This is a genomic window from Nonlabens tegetincola, from assembly GCF_002954355.1.
Classification (GTDB): domain Bacteria; phylum Bacteroidota; class Bacteroidia; order Flavobacteriales; family Flavobacteriaceae; genus Nonlabens; species Nonlabens tegetincola.
This window is the reverse complement of the sequence record NZ_MQVV01000010.1, coordinates 188621-206469: the sequence shown is the minus strand read 5'-3', so window position 1 is coordinate 206469 and position 17849 is coordinate 188621. Positions and strand designations below refer to the sequence as shown.

At 33.5% G+C, this 17849-nt stretch carries 14 protein-coding genes; 4 read left to right on the top strand and 10 right to left on the bottom strand.

The genetic code is table 11. From position 1 onward, the window contains the following. Positions 1-4: 4 nt before the first annotated feature. Complete coding sequence (locus tag BST93_RS01450; protein ID WP_105017816.1) at positions 5-838, bottom strand: dolichyl-phosphate beta-glucosyltransferase; 834 nt, start codon at positions 836-838, stop codon at positions 5-7. Between the two features lie 159 nt (positions 839-997). Between BST93_RS01450 and BST93_RS01445 the strand changes: the two genes are divergently transcribed. From BST93_RS01445 to BST93_RS01435, 3 genes are read left to right on the top strand one after another with little or no spacing between them, the layout of a single operon-like run. Further along, the gene (locus BST93_RS01445; RefSeq protein ID WP_105017815.1) at positions 998-4087 is read left to right on the top strand and encodes a putative glycosyltransferase family protein; all 3090 of its coding nucleotides are present in this window, start codon (positions 998-1000) and stop codon (positions 4085-4087) included. A 47-nt stretch (positions 4088-4134) separates the two neighbouring features. Beyond that, on the top strand, positions 4135-5280 hold the full coding sequence (locus BST93_RS01440) for a hypothetical protein (RefSeq protein ID WP_105017814.1): 1146 nt from the start codon (positions 4135-4137) through the stop codon (positions 5278-5280). Further along, on the top strand, positions 5273-6781 hold the full coding sequence (locus tag BST93_RS01435) for a glycosyl hydrolase (protein ID WP_105017813.1): 1509 nt from the start codon (positions 5273-5275) through the stop codon (positions 6779-6781). The genes BST93_RS01440 and BST93_RS01435 overlap by 8 nt, the downstream gene beginning before the upstream one ends. On the opposite strand, the gene BST93_RS01430 is transcribed toward BST93_RS01435, so the two are convergent. From BST93_RS01430 to BST93_RS01420, 3 genes are all read right to left on the bottom strand, one after another. Next, the gene (locus BST93_RS01430; RefSeq protein WP_105017812.1) at positions 6774-7985 is read right to left on the bottom strand and encodes a glycosyltransferase; all 1212 of its coding nucleotides are present in this window, start codon (positions 7983-7985) and stop codon (positions 6774-6776) included. The two genes, BST93_RS01435 and BST93_RS01430, sit on opposite strands and share 8 nt — an antisense overlap. Before the next feature lie 87 nt (positions 7986-8072). Then, positions 8073-9344 carry an oligosaccharide flippase family protein gene (locus BST93_RS01425; protein ID WP_258150457.1) on the bottom strand — a complete coding sequence of 424 codons (1272 nt, stop codon included), beginning with the start codon at positions 9342-9344 and terminating at the stop codon, positions 8073-8075. A 23-nt stretch (positions 9345-9367) separates the two neighbouring features. Next, positions 9368-9646, bottom strand: a complete 279-nt coding sequence (locus BST93_RS01420) for a hypothetical protein (RefSeq protein ID WP_105017811.1) — start codon at positions 9644-9646, stop codon at positions 9368-9370. Positions 9647-9793: 147 nt separating this feature from the next. Here BST93_RS01420 and BST93_RS01415 point away from each other — a divergent pair, with 147 nt between their 5' ends. Further along, positions 9794-11878, top strand: coding sequence for a tetratricopeptide repeat protein (locus tag BST93_RS01415; RefSeq protein ID WP_258150456.1), 2085 nt, complete (start codon positions 9794-9796; stop codon positions 11876-11878). A gap of 88 nt (positions 11879-11966) precedes the next feature. Here the strand turns inward: BST93_RS01415 and BST93_RS01410 are convergent, their stop codons facing one another. The 6 genes from BST93_RS01410 to BST93_RS01385 form a co-directional block, all read right to left on the bottom strand. Then, complete coding sequence (locus BST93_RS01410; protein ID WP_105017809.1) at positions 11967-14402, bottom strand: DUF4114 domain-containing protein; 2436 nt, start codon at positions 14400-14402, stop codon at positions 11967-11969. 165 nt (positions 14403-14567) lie between these two features. Further along, positions 14568-15278, bottom strand: coding sequence for a LytR/AlgR family response regulator transcription factor (locus tag BST93_RS01405; RefSeq protein ID WP_105017808.1), 711 nt, complete (start codon positions 15276-15278; stop codon positions 14568-14570). An 8-nt stretch (positions 15279-15286) separates the two neighbouring features. Next, entirely contained in the window at positions 15287-15610 is a 324-nt protein-coding gene (locus BST93_RS01400; RefSeq protein ID WP_042276627.1) for a hypothetical protein, read from the bottom strand. Further along, on the bottom strand, positions 15607-16317 hold the full coding sequence (locus BST93_RS01395; protein WP_219843730.1) for a sensor histidine kinase: 711 nt from the start codon (positions 16315-16317) through the stop codon (positions 15607-15609). Before BST93_RS01395 ends, BST93_RS01400 begins: the two co-directional genes overlap by 4 nt. Positions 16318-16370: 53 nt before the next feature. Further along, positions 16371-16754: a hypothetical protein gene (locus BST93_RS01390; protein ID WP_105017807.1), complete on the bottom strand. Its 384-nt coding sequence runs from the start codon at positions 16752-16754 to the stop codon at positions 16371-16373. Next, entirely contained in the window at positions 16754-17848 is a 1095-nt protein-coding gene (locus BST93_RS01385; RefSeq protein ID WP_105017806.1) for an FIST signal transduction protein, read from the bottom strand. Before BST93_RS01385 ends, BST93_RS01390 begins: the two co-directional genes overlap by 1 nt. Position 17849: the final 1 nt, after the last annotated feature.

Genomic DNA, 17849 nt, shown 5'->3' with positions numbered 1-17849 from the left:
AGAATTACGCGGCAATTACTTGTGGAGTATTTACTGGCATTTCTATTAAGGTTGCTGTGTTCAAATTGAAGCCTGAATTTACAGCGAATTGTGGCTGAGCAAACGAATTCACAACATTATACTGGTAGAATATTTGAGTAAGTTGAAGAGGTATGTTTAAAGCATCTTTTAATCCTAACTTTGAATCGTCAACGTGAACCCATCTATCTAATGCTTGTTCGTGCATTTTATTCATGACATGATTTCCATAGTATTTCTTAAGTCTCAAAAAGATCTCGACATCAAATAACCATCTTGTCAAGAATGCTTGTTGATAGGCTAAAGGAATGATATCTCTTTTAAACACTTTGGCTCCGCATTGTGTGTCCTCTATTGATAAACCTAAAATAAAGAAGATGAACATTTTCACGATTTTAGAAAACAGTAATCTCAACGGGTTACGCTCGATAGTACCATTTCCTTTACCTCTGGAACCGTAAACCATTGTAAGCTCATCATTATTATGCAACGTATCTACCAACTTTTTAAAGTCTTTAAAGTCGGTAGATAAATCTGCATCAATGAAACCTATATAGTCAATATCCTCTCTGTTGTATAAGTATCTAGCACCTGAACGAACTGCAGCTGCTTTTCCTGCGTTCTTTTTAACATCAACAACACTTACTCGTTGAGGGCTGTTTTTACGAATACTATTCAAAACCTCTAGAGTGTTATCTTTACTTCCATCATTTACAAAGCATAAATGATAGTTTTCATGAGCTTGAATAAATTCAATAAAGGCTTGAACATCTAGTCTTTTTTCTTCATTGTAACACGGTATGATAATTCCAGTTTTCATAATATTTGAGCTTTAATTACGACCCAAAATTATCGGTGTAAGACACCTAATTTCGTTGAAATTCGCTGGTTGTCATTTAACTATAGACGAGTGGCAGTCGAGCGAGGATAAATGCCGATGGTTGGATAAATTCCTTGTTATATCTTTAGCATGTATAAAATGCAACCATTGAAATCATCTAAAAAGACCAATAAAATATTGATAGTAGCTTTATTCGTAGGGCTATTGTTTCATGGTGCTACGATATTTTATACTCTGGAAACTACCTATGATGCTCTTATTCATTTGTTTTTTGCAGAACACTACGCTAGTAATTGGTTTGAACCGTGGAACTTTAAGTGGTATACTGGTTTTACAGTAATGAGTTATCCACCATTGGTGCATCAATCTATAGCCTTGTTAAGTAGTATAGGTGGATTAAAGTTTGGTATGTTCACTATTGCTATAGTAGGAGTTATCTTATTTATTACCGGTGTTTATCGATTCACCCTATTACTTACTTCAAACAGAAATTGTGCAGGTTACGCCGCGCTCCTAGCTGTTTTTTCTTCTTCATTTGTCGAAACACTACACATATTCGGTCAATTGCCTAGTATAGTTGGAATATCGGTACTTATGCATGCCCTACCAGAAATTTATTTATGGTTGAAAAATGGTAAAATCAAATATTTAATAACGAGCTTATCCTTAATCGCGGTTACCGTTACCTCACATCATGTCACACCGATTTTTGGGATGGTATTTTTTATTTTTCCATTAATCGGAATGGTCATTATGGACCATTCAAGAGATCGTGTTTCTACGTACAGACAAATCACTTTTAAGGTATTCCTAGTTAGCTTTTTTAAATTGTTTAAAAGGATAGTAGTATTTGGAGCTTGTTCTTTAGTAATTATAATAGGTTGTATTTTACCATATTGGATTAACACTAAAAATAATCCAATAACACAGGTTCCTATACCACATGGATCACGAGATAATTTTATAGAAATCACTTCTTCAGGACTTGTTTTCTTTTTAATTCCATGGGGTATTCTTCTGTTAATTCTACCTTATATATTCTATAGGTATTATAGTAAGCGCTATTTGTTTTTTGGTTTGTCTATTACTTTACTTACCATATTAGGAACAGGAGGAACTACTCCTATACCAAGAACGATATTGGGAGAAAACGCCTTTAATATTCTTACCTTAGATAGATTTACGTTATGGGCTTCCATAATGTCGTTGCCTATGTTGGGTGAGTTTGCCTATAGATTTATAAATGGTGATTTAAAAGAGTTGATCCAAAGTAAATTAGGTGCCGTTTATCATAGATTGAGCGGTGGTGTATTAGCTGGTTTAATCATTTTTTTCAGCATTTTTACAATAACTCTAGGAAACTTTAGGCCGTCGCAGCCGCCTAAAATTAAAATGCTTCCCATAGTCAACTTTCTTGATCAAGATCAACACCATGAATGGAGGTATTTAACATTAGGATTTGGAGATCAAATGGCATGGCTATCTGCTCAAACAAATGCACTAACGGTTGATGGTAATTATCATTCTGCTCGCAGATTACCAGAGTTGACAACAAGACCGATAGAACGATTAGAAAATTCAAAGTTTAAAGGTGTAGAAGGTTTAGGCTCCTTACAACAATTTTTAACCGCTCCAGAAAAGTATCATTTGAAATACATTTTTTCTAATGATAAATTTTATGATCCAATGCTATATTTCAGTGGATGGCAAAGATTACAACAACTGGAAAACGGAATTATGGTTTGGGAAAAACTAAATGTTGCTCCATTACCAAAAATTTTACCTTTTCAAGATGTCGCACAATGGCAAAAATTGCTTTGGGGAATCATGCCTATATTGACAGTGCTTATTGCATTTGTGCTCAATTTTCACTTGCTTTTATTAAGATTGTTGAAATATAAAGAGGTTAGATTACCGGATTATTTAAAAGTACCTTTTACAATCAAAAACATACCTTGGAGTTTAATTGTACTACTACATATATGGTCAATAATTTTAGTAATCATCTCAATTATTGGTCTTTATTTATTATACATTAAAAATGATGCCCATCATAGTCCAGAGAATGTAAGTATAGCTTATTATGACGCTCTTGATTTCAAGGAATTTAAAAAGGCACATAGCTATATTGACGTAAAAAGTAAACTTTCCCTTGATCAATATATGCTAGAGGTTTCAGTATCTGACGGATTATTAAGTTCTTATGGTAAGCTAGACGAAATAGACACTCAAATTGTATCATCTACTGATAGCACAGCTATAGTTCAAGTCTTTACAAAATGGATCACTCCATTGAAGAAATTAGAAAAAGCCACGATTATTTCTACAGTAAAACGTGATGGAAATTGGTACATTCAATTACAGGAAAAAGATCCAGACCTTCCTCCAGATCAATTTATAAGTGTTAATCAAACAGATTTTTATAATCAAGGAAGGCGCAAGGCAACGGTAGAAAAAACGTTTCACGAGGACGTACTTAAACAACCAGAACTTCAACTACTCAATAGCAAACTTGTTAAAAATGAAGGACAGTATTATTTACTTGGAGAGGTACAAAATATAGATAATGTTCCTGCAGATGTTGTTATAAATGGTACTATTTATGATAACAGCAATAAAGAGCTAGCTAGTTATAATGCTCAATACGATTTAAAACACAAACTGTTACCAAAAGAGATCAGTAGTTTCAAAATCAAGTTTGAAGGTATCGCCTGGCAAAATACCAAAGACAGTATTCCGTCAGGATTTGATCCAGACCATTATACACCTATTAATTTTGAAAGTGAACCGCAGGTTTTTAATCTTCAAGCTGCTGGTAATGTAGCGATAACTGATTTGTATAAAGCATTAACTATTAATGAGCTTCATATAAAGGGAGATAAATTGTCAGGCTCCTTATTCAATGCGGGCAATCAACAAGTAACAGTACCTCAACTACTATTATCCTATTATGATCAACATTCAAATCTAGTTTGGGTAGAACATCATTTTATTACTGATGCGATAAGACCGCAGCGCAAGTCAAATTTTGAAATTAAACTTACTGATCTCAAAGAATTAAAAACCATCAATTCAAACATGTCAAATTGCTATGTGAATGGATTACCCAATCCTAATTACCATACTAGTTATGATGACAAAGTTGAACATGAATTAATACCTACAAGCAATAGTGAAATCCCATATATTAAAATAGAGTTGAACAGTTATATAGGTAATCCTAATTAATGATTTTAAGAAACTCACATATCCTGATTATGATAGTGACTTTGCTCATGTCAAGCAAAGAACACCCGTATGTGGATCCTACATATCGATTGATAAACACAACTACTGAATATCTTGCTGGAGATAACATTGTCCTAGAAATAAGCGCCACCACTGATGACATTCCTTTACTTAAAATAATGGGGAATCAAGGCATTATTCTAATTAAGCCTTTAAAGAACGACGCCCATTTAAAATATCCAATACCTCAATTTATCTCAAGTGAAGCTGGTGTATTATATTGGAAATTACTTCAAACTAATCTGGAAGGTAAACTTAAAATTCTACCTAAAAACATACATCACATTGAGAGTTATGTTGGTCCACCTACTTTAGAAGCTAGTAAGGATGATTTTACTATGATCACTATTCTTCCGGTTGATGAATTTGATAATCCTCAGTTGGACAATACTACAGTTACTCTTAAAAACTTTATGGACTTCAAAAAAGAGGAAAAAGATCTTATGATTAATAACCTTTTTACCTTTGATATTCTCAATGCTCATACATCTACTGGTAAATTAATTACGACGGTCACATCGGGAAATGTATCCAGTAAGGAACACACGATTGATATAATGGCTGGTAGGGCTGTGGATTTTACGCTTTCGCGAAAGCGTAATCACCCATATGCAGATGGTAATCAAACACTACAACTCATTACCTCATCAATTACCGACCGTTATGGAAATACAGTTTCTGATGGAACGCTTGTTACTTTTTATATTCAAACAGAGCACGGAGCAACTAGACAAACCACTGCAACAACTATTAACGGAGTAGCAACAGCAAACCTACTTCATCCAGAAAAAGCCGAGTCATGGGAAGTACGTGCCCTAATCCCTAATATGGCCGTAAGCAATTATATGAAAATTGAATTTTTACCAGCTATCAAAGATTTTGATATTCAGATTACGGGTAGAAGTATAAGGGTCACCTCACTTACTAGTTTCCTAGGCCAAATCATTCCAGATGGATTTACAGTCGAGGCAATTATAGTTGGAAATGATAGTGACCATAACTTAAATAAAGGAACCTTAAATGGTGATGTTACATTTTATCTAGACCCAAATGTGTTTGAAAAAGGAGACTATGATATTAAAATTACAGCTGGTGGAATCGTTAAACATCTTAAAAACGTAGCTATTGAATAACTTTAGCGTAAATATATTACGATCTGGACTGGTTTTACTTTACCTAGGACTTATAGCCTGTGTAATCCTAGCGATAGGAAGCGTATACAGTTATTTAAATACTGGGGCAGATCGCAGTAAAATGCTACATACTGAACAGTTAGAACAACGCACTTATCGACCTATAATAACCTGGGATACAACAGCAGTAAAAGGTAGATCTGTAAATAAAACCATGCTTGCCACCATAGAGAAAGATTATTTAAACGCATGGCGTGTAAAAGCAAATGCTCTTAAAAATAACGACATTAACGGTGTTTCAGATTTTTACACAAAGCGCTCATTGGGCAAACTAAAATCTATTATCGACTATAATATTAAAAACGGAACAACCGTTGAGATGACCACGCTAGAGCATCATCCTAAAATCGAGTTTATGAGCGAGGATGGTCAAATTGTGGTTATATCAGATACCGAAGTTCTTCAATATCAAAAAACGTATCAAGATAATCAGATAATCGATGAGCAAAACACATCAAATGACTATAAGGTTGTGTTACTACTACAGGATGGTCACTGGCACATTAGGCATTTAGTTTCAACAGGCGTGCGTTCGATAACCTCAAATTTTGAAACCTTACCACTGCACAGTAAAGTAAGAGGAATTAATTATTACCCTCAAAAATTTCCTTGGGATACCTTTAATGATAGTATTACCAAGGCCACTTTTGATTCAGATTTTAATCTGCTTAAAAATCAAGGCATCAATACGATTAGAATTTTTATTGGGTATGAGGATTTTGGAAAAGAATACGTGCAAAGTAAGAAAGTTAATAAACTGCTCGAGCTATTAGATAGCGCTCATTCCAATGATCTAGACGTATTGGTAACTCTATTTGACTTTTATGGTAATTATGATGTCGAAGACTGGACAATGACCACACAGCACTTAAATCAATTGATTCCACAAATAATGAATCACCCAGCTTTATTAGGTTATGATTTAAAAAACGAGCCAGATCTCGATTACGAAAACCGAAGTCCTTCCATGGTAGATTCGTGGCTTGAACAAATGATTTATCGTTTAAAATTATTAGACCAGGATCATCCAGTCACTATAGGTTGGTCAAATGCACAAGCTGCGACAGGATTAAGTGAAGATGTAGACTTTGTATCTTTTCATTATTATGAAGACCTAGATGAATTATCAAATAAATGGGAAAAACTTCGTTCTCAACTCTCTGAAAAAGAAATTGTTATTACCGAATATGGATGGAGTTCTTATACGGGAATACTGGGTTTGAGTTCTAGTGAAAAAGAACAAGCAGAGTATCATAAAAAAGCCAACTCAATCCTGAAAGAGAAGAAAATTCCTGCTATGTCCTGGACTTTATATGATTTTAACCAAGTACCTGATAAGGTAACAGGAATATTGCCATGGCGTAGAAATCCTCAAAAATTCTATGGATTTATCGACGTCCATGGCAATAAGAAACCAACCTTTAAACATTTATCTAATTAACAACCTGTAAATGGTTAACAGACTTAGATTCAGTCTGTAATTCATCAAAAACATCAACATATAATTGTGCAATTTTACTCATAGGATAAGCAGTTGCAGCCTCAAAATTTGAACGAGCTATAGCGCGACGGTGAGCATCGTTTGTAAGTAATACTTCAATAGCATCTGCCAAACTAGTAATACTAGTAGGCTCAAAAAACTCACCTCTATAACCTTCTTCTTTAGTAAGTAGAGCTAGGTCTCCTAGATCAGGCATTACTACAGCCTTACCATAACTTCCTGCTTGATGCAGTACTCCAGAACTACCAGTAGTAGATGTATATGGGAATATAACGATATCGCTTTCGCGAAAGATTACAGGCACCTCATCCTCTTCTACATATCCAGTAAACGTTACCTTTTCAACGCTACTGTATTTCTTTTTAACACCTTCTAAATATCCAGGAACGTTTGGGTTATCAGTTCCTGCAACTATTATCTCAATATCTAAGTGAGTTCTTTTACGTACTAACTCTACAGCCTCGATCATATTCTCTACCTTTTTATAAGTTCCAAATTTCCCAAAGGTCATTACCTTCAACGCGCCAGTATTTGCATCGTAGCTAGGTTCTTGTTGAGGAGTTTCAAAAGTTCCATGAGGTATAAGCCTTACATTACTTGCGTTGTATTTCTCTTGTAAAATGGTTACATATTTCTGCATGGTTACGGCTACAACATCTGCTTGTAATATGAGTCTAGTAAGTAAAGAGCCTATTAAGTTATAAGCTTTCGTAAGGATAATGTTATTTGTAAAACCGGCACTAGATAAGTCTACTTCCTCAAGAATGTTATGCAGCAAGACAACTGTAGGTATTTTTTTTAGTTTACATATTAAGGGTAACATTAAACCTAATGCAGCAGCTACTTTTTTGTCTCCGAATTTCATGAATTGTAGGTTGAATAAAACCTGATCTGGATTAGTCTCGTTAATTGCTTTAGTAACCGATTTTAAGTTCCAGTAGCTATTGAATGACCAACATTCTTTGACAGTTATGATGCAATCATCATTTTTAAAACTTAAATCTTTTTCTTCAACCGTATGATCAGTTAATAATACAATCTCTGAAATTTTTTCGTGATCACTTAAGCTTTTTACCAAATGGAAAGCATACTCATTTAGTGTGATTTTACTAGGAGGAAACGATGTTACGACTGCGATTTTCATTGATCTTTGTTTTTAATTTCTATACAAATATGCCTAGTTTTAAACGTGTTAATCAGTCAAAAACGATTATACACTTATATGTGTAGACTAAATGCCAGTTGGTGTAGATGAATGGTTTTGATCTGTTTTTGATTGGTAGAAGTATAATACTTGTCCAGTAAGAAGCACAACCATAGCTATTATTTGAACTAGAACAACTGTGTGAAGAGAATCATGAAACAAGTAAATCATTGCCACCTGCATCATTCCCATAATCCCAGAAATAATTACAGGAATATAGTTTCCTAAGGATAAGAAGTAATACGAGAATATATTGGCGATTGCAAACAATGAGGTTGCCACAGCGTATTTCCACAACAATGGTGCTATTTCTAAATACTCATTACCAAACAGTAAGCTTACTATGGTTTCTGGTGAAAGGATAGTTCCAATTACAATTACCATACACAATAAGGTGATATAACTTACATATTTAGATAAAATCTGAGTTGTGTTTTTATTGTTTTTTTTCAGTTCGATTACCTTAGGAAGTAAGAGCATTACAAACATCCATGCCATGAAGTAAACTACTCGACCTATTAAAGCAAGGGAAGCATATAATCCAGCATCATAACTGTTGAAAAAATGCTTCACTAATAAAATGTCGCTATTATTTATAATGATTTGAGTAAGTTCATAGAATAGAGTAACAATAAAAAAGTGTTTCACAGGTCGACTTAAAATCAGACTGGATTTAATTGACATTCTTTCAATGAAAGGCGTCAATTTGAAGGGGAAGAAACCTGCGATTAATGAAATCACTATACCTATGGAAACACTTATTATGGGTTCTAATTTTGGTATGAATAAAAGAAAACTGACAGTTAAAACTAACCTAGTTACCATTTCCAATTGATAGGTAATGGATAAAGGTTTGAATTGATTATTTCCTTGAAGAAAACCCCTATTTACACTTAATATAAAGTAAACAGGAACCGCTGTTCCAAAAATCACAAACATCATAGAATTTTGAGTTTGTAATGATTGTTGAAGCCACTTTGATAAGGCAATAATTATGGCACCGATGATAACACCGGTAATCACAGACAGTTTAAATATTGAATTGATGAATGAGGATAAATCAAAATATTCTAATAAGGCGCTAAATTTTGTGGTAACCAGCTGAAATGTCATGGCCAAAAAAGAAAGCACTAATAAAAAAGTAACGAGTACTGCTGCATCTGCAAATTGCGATGGCCCCAATAGCCTTCCCAGAATTAAATTATAAAAATAATTACCACCGTTCACCAAAAGAACACTTAACATAAATAATTGTTCTGAGGTAATTTTTTTTGATTTAAGGAAGGTACTGGCTAACATTTTATTTTTTTTAAATTATTGTTTTAAGCAGCTTGATTATCTCTATACTCGTTATAAATATCTTTGTAACCCCTACCAGAAATAGTGATATTACAATCAGTTCTTAGAGACAAAGAAAGTATAGTAAGTAGTGCAGCAACACCTGTTCTGTCAATCAGTGAGAGGTTATCTATATTGATATCAATAGATTTCTCAAACCCTTGCAATAATTTTATATGATTTAATAATGGTTTTGCAGTGGTTAAATCAAGCACTCCAGTTAATTCATAAATCCCGTTTAATTTGTTAATTTGTAAAGACATAATATTGATATTTAAATGATTTTTATTTTTTATTCTCTACAAAGATGCTCTAGCTTAAAGGCTTAGATTGGTTATTTTCGTTTAATCGCATTTTACTGTAGACCAGTGGTAATTATCTTTAGTCTAACCCGATTTACCTATGATTTTATGAAAACGTATGTTTTAATTTCCTTTATAATAACATTGTTTTGTTGTAATAGACTCTATTCACAGGAAATGTCAGAAGGGTTTAAAATGCTAGAGAAAGGTCAATTTAGAGAAGCCCAAGTTTTTTTTAATCAGGTTTTACAGGATTTTCCTAACAACAAAACAGCAAAGCTTTGTTACGCTCGAGCTACCGGCCTCAATGATAACCCTAGGTTAGCAAAGAATATGTTCGTTGATTTACTGGATGAATATCCCAATGATTTTGAAATTAAACTTAATTATGCCGAGTCTCTTCTTTGGAACAAAGAGTTTCAACAAGCGAAAGAATACTACGAGAAATTACTAGGATCCCAACCGAATAGTTTTCCAGCTGTATTAGGATATTCAAATACTCTTTCAAATCTAAAATTATATGATCAAGCTATTATTTATATCAATAAAGCACTTGAATTAGAACCCAATAATGCCAATGCTCTTACCTCTAAAAAGTACATACATTTAGGATATTCAGATTTTCTAGTAAAAAACCAAAAAACTCAAGCAGCTATAAATACCTTGAATGAAGTAAATAAATTAATAAAGGAGGATGCTGAATTACTCCAGGTGCTAGCTAATACCTACTTGATCTCAGAAAAAATAGATAGTGCATTTATTACTTACAAGAGAATAAATAAAACAAGAACTGACAGTATTATTTCATTAAACGGTATTGCCCTAGTACAACATCTAAAGAATCAGGATAAAAAAGCTTTAAAAACAGCTTCAAAATCATTAAGCCTGGTTACATTAAATATTGAACCCAACACAGTTGCAAGAACACATGAACGGTATGTGCAAGCTCTTATATGGAACTCCAAGTATAAAAAAGCAAGTGATAAAATTGAAATGCTTTTAAACGATTATGGTAATGAAAACTGGATACTAGCATTAAGAGCTACTAACAATGTTTATACAAGCAATTTTAAATCAAGTATCAAAGACTACGATAAAATTTTAAATAATGATTCGTTATCCTTTGACGGTAATCTAGGTAAAGCAAACTCATTAAAAGCTTTAGGCCTTTACCAACAAGCCTACCTTAAAGGAATTCAAACATTAGACATTTTTAATCAACAAAAAGACGTTACTAAGTTTCTAAAAAATATAGATCAAAGTTTTACTCCATACTTAAATATCAAACCTAGCTATAGCTTTGATAATGGTGAAAATGAGGCGTATAGTTCACAACTCACACTAAAAGTTCCTATGAGTGTAAAATGGGAATTACTAGCAGATTATACTTATAGAAATACAAATAATGATTTGTTATCTACTACAGCAACCGCACACTCATTCCAAATAGGATCTAAATACACGATAATTCCAAAAATTGATTTAAAAGGGTTGTTGGGTGTCATTAACACTAATAGTGAGAATACTAACCAAAGTCAGGTTGTCACAAACCTCTCACTCAATATTAACGCATTCAAATTACAATCCTTATCATTAGGTTATCAACGCACTCTGGAAAGTTTCAATGCAGCTTTACTAGATAGACAATTGATTCAAAACAACTATTATGTAAACTATAATCTAAGTACCAATTTCAACTTAGGATGGTTTACTCAATATTATTATACCTCGCAGAACGATAATAATACTCGTAATTTGCTTTTTACCTCATTATATTATAACATTTTCAAAAAACCTGTTCTTAAAGCAGGTGTAAACTACCAATATATAAGCTTTAAAAATCAAGTGCCTACCACATATTTTAGCCCTAGCAGTTTTAATGCTGTAGAAATTTTCTTAAACCTTAATAGAGATCTTAATTCGATTAAGATTAATCAATGGTATTACGATATTAATCTTGCTACAGGTTTACAAGTCATAGAAGACAATCCTAGTCAATCTACCTATCGTGTACAGGCCAAGTTGGGTTACAAATTGTCAGATCGAGCTTTTATTGATTTATACGGATTGCAAAGTAATATTGCGTCAACAACTATTGCTGGTTTTACGTTTACTGAATTTGGTTTGAACCTTAAATGGTACATTACAAAAAGACCTCTATTTAATTTTTCAGAAGCAAAAAAAATGGACTAAAAAAAGGCTCAGATTACTCCAAGCCTTTTTTCTGTCTTCCCTCGCTTTGCTCGGTCGCGAAAACATAACTAACCACAATTCCTTATACCTATTGTTTCACGAGTTTCCCCATAAAAGATTCGTTGTTTGCTGTAAGAATTTTATAAACATAATAGCCTTTTTTAAGCGAAGTCACATCATATTTAAAGCTATTCTCAGTTTCTAACAAAGATTCAGTTTTACGATCTATCAATCTTCCATTCATATCATATATGTGTAGTTCAATTGAACTTGTAGATTCTGGCAACTTAAAGTAGGCAGTTGTACTAGCCGGATTAGGATACACCATAACCTGTGCAATAGCATCGTAATTTTGGTTCAACGACAACGTTGAAAATTGACCGATTTTTAAATCATTAATACTTATTGAAAATGGAATAGTTGTGGAATAATCACTTATAACTGAAAAAACAATAGTTTTAATGTCTGAATAAGAGAATGGAACTCCTGATCTATTTTCAAATTCATTTATTCTTATCGTATGAGTAGTAGTAGTATTTCCCTGATTAGCCGGAATGGTAAAGGTATACCTGTCAGTCCAGGCGATATCTGCATTTGGAACCAGAACAACCTCTACATCTCGGTCATTGCTTAAATCAAATTGAATGGTGTCATAATTTGTTATATCCAGACTTTGATCACCAGGTAATAGGTGTCTAAAAAGGTTGATATTACCCTTTACATTACCAGTTACAATAGGATTACGTTCCACATGATAAACGTTTGGTAAAACCGATGTATTACCCGCATTAATATCAAACTGTGATACAGTTGCATAGGTGTCTAGATAGTCCAGTCCCCATGGTCCATCAGCTAGATATAGAGTGTCTTGCTGTGAAGATCCTGTGTTGATAGAAAATCCAATATCAAATAATCCACCAGTTGGAATTATTATATCTTCTTGATAAGCGCCTGAAAGATTAATGGACTGCGTGATGTTTTGTCTTCCAGATTGTTCTGTTACAGACAAATTCCCAGAAAAATTCATATTAAGGACACCAGTTTTATTTGTAATAGTAAGGTGTAGCGCTCCATTTTTATAGTAACCAGAATTTACGAACACCTCTGGTACTGTAGCTGTAATGGTAGTATTAACTACAGATTGTGATTGGTTAAAGTTGCTTAGGATACCATTAGTAATTGCAAAAACCTGTGAAAAAGAACTTCCCCATACTTGAAAATTGTAATAATCCCCTGTAGGATACTGGCCTATTTCCCACAAACTATAGAGTTCATTTTGGGCACCGTCGTGTTTAATGGAAAAACCCAATGCGTACTCTACCTCACCATTGGCTCGAGTTATTTTTGAACTTATCATGGGATACCCATTTACGGTTACTACACGTACGTCGTCCAGTGAGGAATTATTTAATCGGTCGCAAATAACTTTGGAATGATCGTATATAGACCCTGTTGTACTAGTTGCTAGAACAGCCGCTACGCGATTACTTTGTTCATAATAATCTACTGATAAAACTTCATTTGCATTGGTAATACCTATAAGGTCTTGCGGTGTAGATACTTGTGCCACTTCAGTTCCATACATTCCTGTATTAGGAATGTAAGTATCTAGAGTCGTTTGAGTTCCGCCGTTTTTTGAAATATATGAAGTAAAACTCTCTTGATTTTTCTTATTTGATTGATGGTTTTCTTTAGATCGTTTAAAATTTCTAACTGCAACTAGGCTAGCTAGCTTACCATCACTTTCTAAACCACCTGTATTTCCCGATGTTACAGTTGCCAACTTGCTTACATCGGCATAATTTGTTGTTCTCAATGCAGTGTATGGATTTGCGGAAATATAAAATACAGCATCATTAAAATCATTATCGCACGAGCCGTAATCTCTTCTTACATCTTCAAATCCTAAAATGATTCTTTCGTTTTCGGCATCTTGTAGCAAGACATTATGATGCTGTAGTTCGGGTAGGGCTTCTGGGTTAAAGTCTGGGTTTGAGTGTACAGCCCAAAGTGGATTACCTATAGAAGATGTAGAACTATTCCATGCATTTGCTAAAAGAACCCATCCAATTCCCGTTCCTGCAGGAAAAGTTCCTATTTTAACTTTATCACCAGCTAATAATCCGCCACCACTGTATAGTGCAGATACGTTAGGAAAAATAATCGTTATGTCTGATGGAGTAGGAGCTGTAACTGGAGGATTATTAACATCATAGGTGTAAAAACCTAAAACATTCTTATAACCTGCACCTTCACTTACGAAGGTTACCCAAACGTCTGCTAGACTATCAATAATAAGATCGGTATCGTATCCAGCTGTTATATAGTGAGGATTGTAGATGGGAACAGGATAACCTTCTGGCAAAGAATAACCCACCATATCCATAGTGTCGCTACCTACCACATCACCTGGGTTTTCTAAATATAAAGGTGTACCCATGGAATCATAGGCTCCTAGATATTGATAACCTTGAGCCCATATTACTTGAGATACGAATAACAAAAGGAGTAGTTTTTTCTTCATCTTGACTTTGTTTATATGTGTCAAAATTAGAAGTATAAACAACCTTGTTAGGTGTATTTTCGCTAGACAGGCGTTAAGTGTAGTTGAATGGTTTGATCAACTAGATTACTGGATTCTTTTATAGGTGGTTAACACGCTTTCGCGAAAGCGTAATATATACATCTACTACAATAAATTTAATCTTTTCATTAAGATAGGGCGATTGGACCTGCTTACTGGAACGATGTCCTTTTTAATCAACACACAATTGTCTTCAATATCAATGATCTTTTGAACGTTGATGATGTAAGAACGGTGTACCTTAAGAAAGGTATGATCAGGTAATTTCTCCTCAATTTTCTTTAATGTACTGTGTACGATATAGTTTTTTGTTTCAGTTTTAATCATTATGTAATCGCCTTTGGCTTCAACTAAATAAATAGAAGGCATATCAATTTTAATGAGTCTTCTGTCAATGTTTACATATAGAATATCATCTTCGTTAAGGCTTACATCGGCTTTTTGATTTTCAACTTTTTTAGACTTAAACTGTGTAACGGCTTTTTGAACAGCTTTATTAAACTTATTAAGGTCAATGGGTTTAATTAGATAGCCTACAATACACTCATATTCAAAAGCTTCAATAGCAAAATTAGGATCTGACGTGGTGAGTATTACATTAGGTGGATTTTTAATGGTTTGAATAAAATCCATACCATTAAAATTAGGCATGTGAATATCTAGAAAGATTAAATCAACAGTGTGTTGATTAAGGTATTTCATGGCGTCGATAGCATTTGAAAACTGCTCGATAATTTGTAAACCTTTTATATCACTACAGTAATTTTCAATGATTAATCTTGCCGTAGCTTCATCATCTATGATAATACATTTCATTTTGCTGGCTATTCTAGTGTTTTTAAGTAGGTAGACATGCTGTTAAGAATAGCTTCAAACTCTTTATGCAAGTCGTAATTACCTTCTCTTATTTCATCCTCATATTTAACGGCTGTTTGATAACCGTTTTCTAGCCCTAAGATACTTATTTTATGTTTGAGTTTGTGAACAGCCTCTGCAGTTTTGGTTTGTTTTTTTTCATTAAAGGCTTCATGATAGACCTTTACCTCATTGGGAAATTCTAATTTGATGACCTTGATTAATTTTTCTTCAAATACTTTATCGCCTCGACAAAGTGCATCTATATAGGAGCGGTTGGGTTGTTCTGTCATGTTTTAGGTAATGTAAAAAAGAATGTGGTTCCTATTCCAGGCTCAGATTCTATCCAGATTTGTCCGTTATAATACTCAATAATTTTATTTACTATTGAAAGGCCTATTCCCGAAGAACCTTTTTTATTCTCGAGCTTTTCAAATGTTTTGAATATTTTTTGATGGTATTTTTTATCGATTCCTATACCGTTATCTTTTATGTAAAACATACCTTTTTCACTATTGTTGTAACCTATTTCAATATAACCTTGTTCTTTGTCATTATAGGTTATAGCATTGGTAATCAGGTTTTGGAATAGTTGTCGTACTCTGTAAGTATCACCTTTAATAACTGGTAATTCATTAACTACAAGTTTTATATTTTCAGGAACAACTATGGAATTTATGATTTCAGAAATTATCTTGTTAGGATGGACATCATAAAAATCGGAATTGTGTTTATCGATACTAGAATATTGTAGAATACCATCAATAAGGTTATCCATTTTGAGAACATTTTCCCTTACTGTATCAAGATGTTGTTGCCCAGTAGCATCTAGTGAGTTTTTATAATCTTCTTGAAGCCAGGAAGATAATGTGTCAATACTGCGTAAAGGGGATTTTAAGTCATGGGAAACCATATGAGCATAATCACTTAACTCTTGATTTCTGGCTTCTAAATTATTTAATAAATTTTGTTGTTCTTCAAATGCTGTACTCGCACGCAAGCTAGTTGTAAACTTTTCAATTACCGGTTTTAATTGAACTAATTCCTTTTGATTTAAATTATTTTTTTGGTGTACAGAAATAAAAACCCAATAGTTTTTAAATTATACACAGCAACATGACCTTCTTTAAAAGAAATCGGAGATAGTTGATTTAAAATCTCATGTTTTTCAACATCGAGCAGTATGTATTCATTATCAATTATGGATAATGGAGTTTCTGATCTTTTGATTCTTAAACTTGTTCCTTTAGGTAACGAATAAACAGTTTCAAAATAATTTTCTTTTTCTTTAAGTACCCAAGCTGCATTCAAATTTTGGCGCTTGAGCAGCAATTTTATAAATGACTCACAATTATCTTTAAAATCCAAAGATTTCCCAATAGCCATTGCGTATTCATATAACTGTAAAACCTCAAGTATGTGATTTTGTATTTGCATTATTCAAATAATCCTACTACAACTGTTTTATTATAGAATTCAAGAAATCCTTCACCGTATGACGATATTTCACCCAACGTGAGTGCCCCACTTATTGAAATATGTGGATATTTTTCTTTTAGTGTTCCTGTTATTGAGCGAAGTTCTTTATCAAAATCTGTTTCTAGAAACAGTACCCTAGAAATACAGTCAATTATTATTGCCTTTCTCGGTTTGCTAGCGTGTAACAGACTTTCTTGAGCAGCTTGTTCAGCTGCTTTTATTAGTGAGTTGTTGTCTCCGTTCAAAATATCAACCAGTGCGTTGTCCTCTAATTCGGCGATACAAATTATCTCTCCTTTCTCATTAGTCATTAAAGGATCTCTTACAATGCACTCACCATCGTTTTTAACAATGCCAAAAGGGTAGCCCTTTGCAATATCAAAAAAGTTGTCATCACTGAATTTTTTGTTAGAGTGCTTTTCTACAACAGTTTTATAGATTTCAAACGGGTTTTGCCAGTTTATCTCTTGAATGACATCACCATCTGCTTTGGTAACGATATAAGGGCCGTCAACTTTACTCCATCCATGTTTTACTCCAATATGGGATGACATTTTAACAATACTGTAGACCGCTGCGTCCTCAAAAAATCCTTCATTAGTAAATACACATGGTTTTTGTTGAAGTGACAAACTGCCTGCGCCACCGCCAAAATAATTCGTTTGCATTCCATAATTTTCATACAATTTACTCATGTAATGAGAAATATTTGAAGTCAAACCGTCAACGTAGGTGATTATACTGTAGGAACCATCTTGAAATTCAAATTTTGGAATAGTGTAATTGGTTGAACTTAATTCTTTTATCAAACAAATCTTTTCTAAATTTTGTAAGGTGTTGATTACAATACCTTTTTCAATAACCTGATTGTTATGAATGACTTTTGGAAAAATCCCACCCATAAAAGTGACTCCAATCTCATTGAGATCATTAACTAATGCTGGAATATCCAATTCTGTATGTTCTGCAACTGCAATTAAAGCACCGTGAGCACCTACGTGACCTTTAATATCTAGAGCAATTTCTTTGCTAGTGTTAGACGTGATTAACATA

Excerpts from the sequence above, each read along its gene's own strand:
- BST93_RS01450 (WP_105017816.1), bottom strand. The coding sequence starts at position 838 with ATGAAAACTGGAATTATCATACCGTGTTACAATGAAGAAAAAAGACTA.
- BST93_RS01445 (WP_105017815.1), top strand. The coding sequence starts at position 998 with ATGCAACCATTGAAATCATCTAAAAAGACCAATAAAATATTGATAGTA.
- BST93_RS01440 (WP_105017814.1), top strand. The coding sequence starts at position 4,135 with ATGTCAAGCAAAGAACACCCGTATGTGGATCCTACATATCGATTGATA.
- BST93_RS01430 (WP_105017812.1), bottom strand. The coding sequence starts at position 7,985 with ATGAAAATCGCAGTCGTAACATCGTTTCCTCCTAGTAAAATCACACTA.
- BST93_RS01425 (WP_258150457.1), bottom strand. The coding sequence starts at position 9,344 with ATGTTAGCCAGTACCTTCCTTAAATCAAAAAAAATTACCTCAGAACAA.
- BST93_RS01420 (WP_105017811.1), bottom strand. The coding sequence starts at position 9,646 with ATGTCTTTACAAATTAACAAATTAAACGGGATTTATGAATTAACTGGA.
- BST93_RS01415 (WP_258150456.1), top strand. The coding sequence starts at position 9,794 with ATGAAAACGTATGTTTTAATTTCCTTTATAATAACATTGTTTTGTTGT.
- BST93_RS01410 (WP_105017809.1), bottom strand. The coding sequence starts at position 14,402 with ATGAAGAAAAAACTACTCCTTTTGTTATTCGTATCTCAAGTAATATGG.
- BST93_RS01405 (WP_105017808.1), bottom strand. The coding sequence starts at position 15,278 with ATGAAATGTATTATCATAGATGATGAAGCTACGGCAAGATTAATCATT.
- BST93_RS01400 (WP_042276627.1), bottom strand. The coding sequence starts at position 15,610 with ATGACAGAACAACCCAACCGCTCCTATATAGATGCACTTTGTCGAGGC.
- BST93_RS01390 (WP_105017807.1), bottom strand. The coding sequence starts at position 16,754 with ATGCAAATACAAAATCACATACTTGAGGTTTTACAGTTATATGAATAC.
- BST93_RS01385 (WP_105017806.1), bottom strand. The coding sequence starts at position 17,848 with ATGTTAATCACGTCTAACACTAGCAAAGAAATTGCTCTAGATATTAAA.